Genomic DNA, 475 nt, shown 5'->3' with positions numbered 1-475 from the left:
GCCCAACGGCCACGGTCCTCGCAACTCCCACAGATCGCGGGTGTTGCGAGGACCGTCAGAACCCAAGATGGAGTGCGGGGCCTTCTGTCGTGCGAGGCGGCCGGGCTCAGCCCTGCCAGGAGTGCGGCGCCCGGAACCCGGACTGCCGCTCCAGCCGCCGCCAGCCGGCGGTGGAACGCGCGGCGGACAGGTGCGCGGCGGGGGCGGCGCTCTCGGCACCGGCACGGGCGAGCAGGACGGCGGTGAGCGCGGCCAGTTCCTCGGGCGCGGCGTGGCCCTTCTCGACCCGGAGGAGCGAGGAGGCGTCGACGGTGGGTGTGGTCACAGGAGGCTCCCGGTCACTGAGGCGGGTTGCCGTGCTTGCGGGACGGCAGGTCGGCGTGCTTGGTACGGAGCATCGCGAGGGAGGTGATGAGCACCTCGCGGGTCTCGGCGGGGTCGATGACGTCGTCGACGAGGCCGCGTTCGGCGGCGT

At 73.7% G+C, this 475-nt stretch carries 2 protein-coding genes; both read right to left on the bottom strand.

Annotated features, from left to right (window positions below; translation table 11 throughout):
• Positions 1-106 precede the first annotated feature (106 nt).
• Positions 107-325 carry an acyl-CoA carboxylase epsilon subunit gene (locus I3F58_RS29220; protein WP_240111728.1) on the bottom strand — a complete coding sequence of 73 codons (219 nt, stop codon included), beginning with the start codon at positions 323-325 and terminating at the stop codon, positions 107-109.
• Positions 326-338: 13 nt separating this feature from the next.
• Positions 339-475: carboxyl transferase domain-containing protein (locus I3F58_RS29215; protein WP_240111729.1), on the bottom strand; the 137-nt coding region annotated here is incomplete at its 5' end.

This window comes from Streptomyces sp. MUM 203J (assembly GCF_022414595.1).
Lineage (GTDB): Bacteria > Actinomycetota > Actinomycetes > Streptomycetales > Streptomycetaceae > Streptomyces.
The sequence above is the reverse complement of the archived record's forward strand: the minus strand, read 5'-3'. Positions and strand labels throughout refer to the sequence as shown.